General features: G+C 29.6%; 6 protein-coding genes and 1 rRNA gene. 2 read left to right on the top strand and 5 right to left on the bottom strand.

Features of this window, described 5'->3' with window-relative positions:
• Positions 1-354: 354 nt before the first annotated feature.
• Entirely contained in the window at positions 355-789 is a 435-nt protein-coding gene (locus ACUSRV_RS16775; RefSeq protein WP_490143117.1) for an OsmC family protein, read from the top strand.
• Positions 790-827: 38 nt separating this feature from the next.
• Here ACUSRV_RS16775 and ACUSRV_RS16780 read toward each other — a convergent pair whose 3' ends face one another.
• The 4 genes from ACUSRV_RS16780 to ACUSRV_RS16795 form a co-directional block, all read right to left on the bottom strand.
• Entirely contained in the window at positions 828-1985 is a 1158-nt protein-coding gene (locus tag ACUSRV_RS16780) for a DUF819 family protein (RefSeq protein ID WP_490143118.1), read from the bottom strand.
• A 79-nt stretch (positions 1986-2064) separates the two neighbouring features.
• A complete protein-coding gene (nrdG, locus tag ACUSRV_RS16785) occupies positions 2065-2607 on the bottom strand; it encodes an anaerobic ribonucleoside-triphosphate reductase activating protein (protein WP_490143119.1) in 543 nt (180 codons plus the stop codon).
• A 27-nt stretch (positions 2608-2634) separates the two neighbouring features.
• Complete coding sequence (locus tag ACUSRV_RS16790) at positions 2635-4992, bottom strand: anaerobic ribonucleoside triphosphate reductase (protein ID WP_490143120.1); 2358 nt, start codon at positions 4990-4992, stop codon at positions 2635-2637.
• A 261-nt stretch (positions 4993-5253) separates the two neighbouring features.
• Positions 5254-6783, bottom strand: a complete 1530-nt coding sequence (locus tag ACUSRV_RS16795; RefSeq protein ID WP_490143121.1) for a cobyric acid synthase — start codon at positions 6781-6783, stop codon at positions 5254-5256.
• 137 nt (positions 6784-6920) lie between these two features.
• Between ACUSRV_RS16795 and ACUSRV_RS16800 the strand changes: the two genes are divergently transcribed.
• Positions 6921-8108 (top strand): pyridoxal phosphate-dependent aminotransferase, encoded by a 1188-nt coding sequence (locus ACUSRV_RS16800; RefSeq protein ID WP_490143122.1) that lies wholly within the window; start codon positions 6921-6923, stop codon positions 8106-8108.
• A 108-nt stretch (positions 8109-8216) separates the two neighbouring features.
• Here ACUSRV_RS16800 and rrf read toward each other — a convergent pair.
• Positions 8217-8333: ribosomal RNA gene (rrf, locus tag ACUSRV_RS16805) — 5S ribosomal RNA — on the bottom strand.
• Positions 8334-8343: the final 10 nt, after the last annotated feature.

An 8343-nucleotide genomic window follows, 5' to 3' on the forward strand; every position in this document is an offset into this window, starting at 1 on the left:
TGTTAGGCACGCCGCCAGCGTTCATCCTGAGCCAGGATCAAACTCTCATGATAAACTTGGCATTACTTTTAAATAAATGGTGTTTAATTATCCTACTGTTTAATTTTCAAAGTTCAATTATCTTTTGCCCCTTTTCGAGGACAAGTATTATATTATCATTTATAAATTGTTTTGTCAACTTATTTTTTAACTTCTTTATCCTTTTCTCGAGGACAAGTAATAATATACCATGCTATTTTATATACGTCAACACCTTTTATAAAATAATTTAAAATTTTGTCATTTATTGTTGAAGGAAAATACATTTTAGTATCGTAATATATAATTAAACATATAATTAAGGGGGCTTTTAATATGAATACATTTAAGGTTATTTCTCAACTTAAGGAAGGGGTAAAGGTTGAATCTACTTCTGGAAAATTCAGAATGATACTAGACGAGCCAATAGATCAAGGTGGTACTGACGAGGCTATGAATCCTGTTGAAGCTCTTTTATGTGCTTTAGGTTCTTGCCAATGCATAATGGCTAGAATGCTAGCAGGAAAAATGAGGATAGATTTACAAGATTTTTATGTAGAATTAGAAGGCGACTTAGATCCAAGAGGTTATAGTGGAGTTAGAGGAGTTAGACCAGGGTATCAAAACGTTAGAGCTAAGTTTCATGTAAAATCAAATGATTCTGAAGAAAAAGTTCAAAAACTAATAGATGCGGTAGAAAGATATTGCCCTGTTGGCGATACTATAGCAAATGAAGTTAGCCTAACAACTGAATATGTTATAAATAAATAATATATAAAAGAAGTCCAGATTCCGGACTTCTTTTATAATTATATTATAGATAATATCTTCCCTACCAATAATCCTCCACCCGTTCCTATTATGTATCCCATAAGAGCCATTAAAACTCCAACAGGTACTAAGTTTTCATTATATGTTCCTGCTAATATAGGTGCTGATGCTACCCCTCCTACATTTGCAAGACTTGCTACTTCACATGTAAATAAATCTAATTTGAATATTTTAGCAAATAATATTAAAACCATTCCATGTATAGATAATATAACAAATCCTGAAATTATGTATATATGTGCACTTTGTAAATTACCAAAATTAGCTCTAGATGCTATTAATGATACTATTATATACAACATTATATTAGATATTTGACTTGAGCCAGCTAGTTTTCCTAGCTTCGTTAAGGCTCCTAGTATTCCTAGTATTGTAGATATTAATATAGCCCATGATGATGAGTTCAAGAAATCTGTCTCTGGCATAATCATTCCTATCTTTAATGATACAGTCGAAACTATAAAACCTACTATAAGTAATATTAATGTATCTATTATATTTATCTTTTTTGTTTTTATATTTTTATGATTTAAATTTTTTCCTATTCTATCTATTAGTTTTGTATCAGCTTTAGTCCACTTATTAAACTTACTTGCAAATGGAACAGATGATAATAACAACATAACCCATACAGAATAGTTTACAGAGTCCATTAAAAGCGCATAACCCATTTTAGTGTCATCTACTCTCAAAGCTTCTTGTATTGCAACCATGTTCCCTGCCCCACCCATCCACGTTCCACAAAGTACAGCAAAAGACTTCCAAGTTTCTGGCTCATAAAAACCTTTAAACATTATGTAAGTTATTATAAATCCAATAGCTATACTTATAGAAGATGCAAAAAATCCTATAATCATTTTAGGTCCTAACTTTACTATTTCTCTTAAATCGCATCTTAATAACATTAAGAATATTAAACATGGCAACAAACTGCCTTTAACAGTATTGTATACCCCTGTTATCTCTTCATTGCTTTCCCATAATCCTAAGTTAGATAAAATCATAGTAACAAAATACAATATAACTATTCCAGGTATATAATTAAATATCTTTCCTTTATAGTTTTTTTCTAAGGCAATAATAATACTGCTCAAAATTATTAATACGAAAATATAAACTATGCCGCTAGCTATCATATAATCCCCCCTATTAAAGTATATTCAAAGGAAATTGTATATATTAAAAAAGAGCATCTATTACTAGATACTCTTTATCTTATTTAGCTTCATCGAGTTGATCTTGCTCTATATATTGTGAGTGAAGTATAATCTTTTTATTTTTTAGTGTTTTGGCAACATCTATTATTCTTTGATTAGATGAACCTCTAAATTTAAGATTTATATCTCTTTTACTTTCTATAAATCTTCCATCTACCAATACGTCTATATTTTGAAGCAACATTAGATTAGTAAAATAATTAGGGTTTTTTATATCTATTAGCTCTTCAAATGTATATCCAGTATAAGCCCATACATCTAGTCCGATATTTTTAGCTTCTGCCGCTATTTCCATAATAGCTTCAGATTGCTCAAAAGGATCTCCCCCGGAAAGAGTTATACCTTTTTGTAATCTTAATTTTTTAAGTTGATTTATTATTTCTTTAGAATCTATTTCAAATCCACCGTTCATATCATGGGTATGGGGATTATGGCATCCCATACACTCATGTTTACATCCTTGAGTCCATACAACAGCTCTAAGGCCTGGTCCATCTACTACACTATCTATAGTTAATTGTGAAGCTAGTCTTATATTCATAAGTACCCCCACCATAAATTAAAATTTTTAAGAGTGTTTAATTCTATCTTTAACTTCTGCCTTTTTAGCATCATTAAATCTATCAACAGTACCAACTAAATATCCTGTTATTCTTCTTATTCTTTCAAACCCTATACCACTGTCCCCTTCTTTTCTTCCGCAAGCTGGACATGTATCTCCTTCTATTACTCCATTGTATCCACATATAGGATCTCTATCAAGTGGATGATTTACACTTCCATAACCTATACCAGATTCTTTCATAGCTCTTACTATAGTTTCAAAAGCTTCTAGATTATCAGATGGACTTCCATCTAATTCTACGTAAGTTATATGGCCTGCATTAGTTAATTCATGGTAAGGAGCCTCTAAGTTTATCTTTTCAAATGCACTTACTTTATGGTGTACAGGTACATGGAAAGAGTTTGTATAATATTCTTTGTCTGTTACACCATCTATTGATCCATAAATTTTCTTGTCTATTCTAGTAAATCTTCCTGATAGTCCTTCTGCAGGTGTAGCTATTAAAGAGAAGTTTAGCTTATGCTTTTCCATAGCTTCATCCATTCTTTTTCTCAGATGCCCTACTATCTTTAATCCTAGTTTTTGAGCTTCTTCACTTTCTCCATGATGCTTACCGATAAGTGCCTTTAAACACTCAGCTAAGCCTATAAATCCTACAGTTAATGTACCTTGTTTTATAACTTCCTTTAGGTCATCTTCCCAGTCTAATTCGCTAGATCCTGACCATATATTTTGACCCATTAAAAATGGGAAATTCATAACCTTTTTATTACCTTGTATTTCCATTCTCTCTAATAATTGCTCTATAACTAAATTTATATTTTCATCTAATTCATGGAAAAATCCTTTTAAATCAACATTATCCTTATTAACTATTCCATGTTTTATTCCTAATCTCGGTAAGTTTATAGTTGTAAAAGATAAATTTCCCCTGCCTGTTACTGTTTCTGGCCCACATACATTTCCTAAAACTCTTGTTCTACATCCCATGTAAGTAGCTTCTGTTTCTGGATTTCCTTCTTCATAGTATTTTAAATTAAATGGCGCATCTAAGAAACTAAAATTAGGGAATAATCTTTTAGCTGAAACTCTACAAGATAACTTAAATAAGTCGTAGTTTGGATCATCTGTATTTAAGTTAATTCCTTCTTTAACCTTAAATATTAATATAGGGAATATAGCAGTTTCTCCATTTCCTAATCCTTTTTCTAATGATAACAATAAATTCTTAGATATCATTCTACCTTCTTCAGATACATCAGTTCCAAAGTTTACACTAGAAAATGGAACTTGAGCTCCTGCTCTTGAATGCATTGTATTTAAATTGTGTATAAAAGCTTCCATAGCTTGATACGTTTTTTTATCAGTTTCTTTATAAGCCTCTTTATAAGCAAACTTTTGTATTTTATTAACTAACTTTTCATCTAAATTATAGTTGTTCATTAATGCATCTTTTTCAACTTCTAAATAATTTTCATTTAATTTTATCAATATTTCACTATTAGATTTTGCTTCAAGTTCATTTATTAAATCTTTTATCTTTGATGAATCTTCATCCTCTATGTCTGTAAATAAATAAAGTGCTTTATATATATTTTCTATATAAGACTTTTTAAATGTCTTTTTAACTCCTTTTGCTAAACCATAATCGAAAAATGGTATACTTTGACCTCCATGTTGGTCATTTTGGTTACTTTGTATAGCTATTGCTGCTAATGCAGCATAACTTATTATGTCATTTGGTTCTCTTAAGTGTCCGTGACCTGTTGAGAATCCACCTTCAAATAACTTTGTTATATCTATTTGGCAACAAGTCAAAGTCCCCATATTTAAGAAATCCATATCATGAATATGTATATCTCCTTGATCATGAGCAAATGAATGTTCAGGCTTTATAACAAATGATTTACAAAATTCTTTTGAAACAGTGCTTCCGTATTGTAGCATCGTTCCCATAGCTGTATTTCCATTTATATTAGCATTTTCTCTTTTTATATCTGCAGTTTTAGCATCTAAAAAAGTTATTTCCTCTATAGCCTTCATAAGTCTAGTCTTTGAGTTTCTTATTCTGCTTCTTTCTGCTCTATATAGTATATATTCTTCACTAGTTTTAGCATGTCCAGTTTCTATTAGAGTTTTTACTACAACATTTTGTATATCTTCAACACTTGGTATGCTCCCTGAAAACTTTCTATTTATAGCTTTAACAACTTCTTGAGTTAGCTGTTCTGAAACTTCATAATCTGCTATTTTTTCTTCTTTTTTGGCAACTATATTAGCAGCTAAAAATATAGCTCTTGTTATCTTATCTTCATTAAAATTTATTATTCTTCCATCTCTTTTTCTTACTTGTTGAACCATCTTATCCGCCCCCTTAATTACAACATATTGTACCTATATTATATATATACACTATATATAGTGTTATATGACTAAAAAAATCCCCTCTAACAAAGTTAAAGGGCTTGTGCATCTATTTAAATCACTTACTAAGAGTATCAAATTTAGATAAAATAGTCAAACAGCTTACATCCATTGAAATTGCTATATTAATTTTTTGAAACCTAGTATTTGTAGTACATGTACTTTTTATGTTACATTTTGGAAAATTTTTATATTTTTTTATATATCGTTTTTTATTATGTTGTATATCTTATCCATATCTATATTTGCTCTAACTATATTGGCTAATTTATCGTACTCCTGGTCTTTAAATTCTTTAAATGAGTTAATATTACTTTCTATTTCCTGTAATCCTTTTCTCTTTCTTACATTGTTTAATAGTGCTCTTGTAAAGCTAATATTATCAAATATACCATGTATATAAGTACCTACTACATTACCTTCTATATTCATAGCACCTTCTAAATGTTTTATATTTTCATTATTTCTTCTTATTATCTTATCTAAATATATACAAGATTCACCTACATTACTATCTCCCATATGTATTTCATAACCTTCAACATTAACACCTTCTAAACCAGCTAAATATCCAGCTATATTTCCTTGGATAACAGCTTCTACTTGTGTCGTAACCTTTTCTTCTTTAAATATAGTTTCTATATCAAGTAATCCAATTCCTTCTATCTCTTTTATTCCACATTCTATTCCTTTAGGATCATACAATTTTTTACCAAGTATCTGATATCCACCACATACTCCAAATATAAGCTTATCCTTTTTATTTAAAGTTTTTATCTCCTGTTCTAAACCGCTTTCTCTTAAATATATCAAATCTTCTATTGTATTTTTACTTCCTGGTATTATAAGTATATCTGGATTTCCTATAGACTCTCCCCTTAAAACATATCTTAAATTCACATCTTCTTGAGTTTCAAAAACGTTAAAGTCAGTAAAATTAGATACATGAGGTAAATATAATACTTCTATATTAACTTGTCCTTTTTTAGTTATACTTTTGTTTTTAAATCTTTGAGATAAACCATCTTCATCTTCTATTTTTATATTTGAATAAGGTATAACTCCAAGTACAGGTACATTAGTTATATCTTCTATCATTTTTATTCCTGGAGTAAGTAAATCTATATCCCCTCTAAATTTATTTATTATTACTCCTTTAATTCTTTTTCGTTCATCTTCTGTAAGTAAACCAAGTGTTCCGTATATAGAAGCAAATACTCCACCTCTCTCTATATCTGCAATTAATATTACAGGTGAGTTAGATATTTGTGCCATTCCCATATTGACTAAGTCTCTATCCCTTAAATTTATTTCAGCAGGACTTCCTGCCCCTTCTAGTACTATTACTTCATATTCATCTTCTAGACTTTTATAAGTTTCTGAAATCTTTTTTATAAGCTCTGCCTTATACTTGTCATATGACTTTGCATCTAAACTATTGTGTACTTTTCCCATAAAAACTACTTGTGCTTTTTTATCTGTAGTTGGTTTTAAAAGGATTGGATTCATCCTAACGTCTGGCTCTATACCAGCTGCCTCACATTGATAAACTTGAGCCCTCCCCATTTCTAGCCCTTCTTTAGTTATAAATGAATTTAAAGCCATATTTTGAGATTTAAATGGCGCAACCTTATATCCATCTTGCTTAAGTATTCTGCATAATGCTGCTGTAATTACACTTTTACCAACATCTGAGCCAGTTCCCTGAAACATTATAGATTTTCCCATTAAAAATGCCCCCTAAATAATTGAATATTAATTACTCATATTACATATTTTATCAAATATACAAATTAAAATATATGTTTGATGTTATACTAAATTTTTAGTATTATATAGTAAATATTGTTTATAGGAGGTATCTAATGCTATCGGATAGACTAAGTAATATAACTCCATCTTATACTATAGGAATAAGTAACAAAGTATCAGTACTTAAAAGCCAAGGTGAAAATATTATAAACCTAAGTATAGGAGAACCTGATTTTAATGTTCCAGAAAAGGCAAAGGAATTTGGAATAAAGGCATTTGAAGAGAATAAAACTAAATATGATTTAGTTCCAGGGCTAAAAATATTAAGAGAAAGTATATGTAATAAACTTAAGAAAGAAAATAATGTATCATATGATATAGATGAAATAGTTGTATCAAGTGGTGCTAAACACTCTATAACTAATACATTATTAGCCTTAACTAATACAGGTGATGATATATTAATACCTAAACCTTATTGGGTTAGTTATCCTGAAATGGTTAAGTTAGTAGGTTGTAATCCTGTTTTAATAGATACTGATAAGACTCTCGATTTTAAAGTTACGAAAGATGATATTGAAAAATATATAACACCTAAAACAAAACTTATATTTATAAACAATCCATCTAATCCCACTGGAGCTATATACTCTAAAAAAGAATTAGAAGATATAGTAGATATTTGTTTTAAAAATAATATATATATATTAGCAGATGAGATATATGAAAAAATATGTTATGATGAAGACTTTGTAAGTATTGCTTCTATAAGCGATAAAGCAAAGGATATAACTGTAACTATAAATGGATTTTCGAAATCTGCTGCCATGACAGGTTTGAGATTAGGTTATTCAGCTTCAAATAAAACTATTGCTAAAGCTATATCGACCATACAAGGCCATTTAGTATCTCATCCTAGTACAATTACTCAATATACAGCTTACGGAGCCCTAGAGTACTGTTTAGATGATATAAATAACATGGTAGCTACTTATAAACATAGAAGAAATTTAATAACTAATAGATTGTCTACTATACCACAATTAAGTTTTATATATCCTAAAGGTGCCTTTTATTTATTTATAGATATATCATATTTAAGAGATAAGATAGATTATAAGGAAAGTCTATCTATTGAATTTTGCAATAAACTTCTAGATGAATACAAGGTTGCAGCAGTTCCAGGTATTGCATTCGGAGCGGATGATTATATAAGGATATCCTATGCGTGTAGTGAGGATGATTTCTTAGTTGGAATAGATAAAATAAAAGAACTTATAGATAAAGCGTATATGTTTTAAACATATACGCTTTATCTATTATATATTATATATTTTTAAAAGTTATATTATGAATTTTGCAAGTTTATATTTTCCAATAAAAAAGAAGCGTATATACGCTTCTTTTTTAAATGGCTACGTCCTACTCTCCCAGGCAGCTTCCCACCAAGTACCATCGGCGCTAAAGAGCTTAACTTCTGTGTTCGGAATGGGAACAGGTGTATCCTCTTTGCTATTGTAACCACATTATATTGAA

This window comes from Sporacetigenium sp. TC11 (assembly GCF_058146105.1).

Bases quoted from the DNA above. Each gene is read 5' to 3' on its own strand.
- nrdG (WP_490143119.1), bottom strand. From the start codon at position 2,607: ATGAATATAAGACTAGCTTCACAATTAACTATAGATAGTGTAGTAGAT.
- ACUSRV_RS16780 (WP_490143118.1), bottom strand. From the start codon at position 1,985: ATGATAGCTAGCGGCATAGTTTATATTTTCGTATTAATAATTTTGAGC.
- ACUSRV_RS16775 (WP_490143117.1), top strand. From the start codon at position 355: ATGAATACATTTAAGGTTATTTCTCAACTTAAGGAAGGGGTAAAGGTT.
- ACUSRV_RS16790 (WP_490143120.1), bottom strand. From the start codon at position 4,992: ATGGTTCAACAAGTAAGAAAAAGAGATGGAAGAATAATAAATTTTAAT.
- ACUSRV_RS16800 (WP_490143122.1), top strand. From the start codon at position 6,921: ATGCTATCGGATAGACTAAGTAATATAACTCCATCTTATACTATAGGA.
- ACUSRV_RS16795 (WP_490143121.1), bottom strand. From the start codon at position 6,783: ATGGGAAAATCTATAATGTTTCAGGGAACTGGCTCAGATGTTGGTAAA.